At 61.5% G+C, this 559-nt stretch carries 1 pseudogene; it reads right to left on the reverse strand.

Annotated features, from left to right (window positions below):
* Window positions 1-96: 96 nt before the first annotated feature.
* A pseudogene (locus tag B3T59_RS12270) lies at window positions 97-559 on the reverse strand (TetR/AcrR family transcriptional regulator); the annotation flags it as partial.

A 559-nucleotide genomic window follows, 5' to 3' on the forward strand; every position in this document is an offset into this window, starting at 1 on the left:
GCCCGATGTGTGACGACTATCTCACTGACCGTACGTACAGTCAATAGTCGCACCGCGGCTCGATCCAGCCGCTTTCCGAGTATGAGAAAACCGCTCTCAGCTGGGCGTTGCGCCTCCGTCGAGGACCTCGTACACCGCCGCACGGACGCGACCGGTTGGATCGATCAAGGCATCGATGCCTTCGCTGGACAGCATCAGGCCTCGAAGGATCAGCAGCACATACGTGGTGGCGACGTCGTCGTTGGACTGCGAACCGGCAGGGTTGAACCACGTCCACATCCATTGCGTACCGCCAAAGATCTGCAACGCCAGGATCGACGAGTTCCCGTCGTGGAAGACCCCCGTGCTCATCCCCTCGTCGAGGATTGCCTTGACGAGATCACGGTATTCGTGGCGTAGGTCGCGGGATCGTCGCATCGACGGGGCGTCGTTGAAGCGCACGATCTCACGCTGGAACGCGACCGTTTCCGTTCGCCCGTAGGTCTGGTACATGGTGAACGCCCAGACCAGACCCGCCAGACGTTCCTCGACGGCGTCGAGGCGCCCGACAATGTCTTGC

It is taken from the genome of Gordonia sp. UBA7860, from assembly GCF_002500165.1.
In the GTDB taxonomy this organism is placed as follows: domain Bacteria; phylum Actinomycetota; class Actinomycetes; order Mycobacteriales; family Mycobacteriaceae; genus Gordonia; species Gordonia sputi.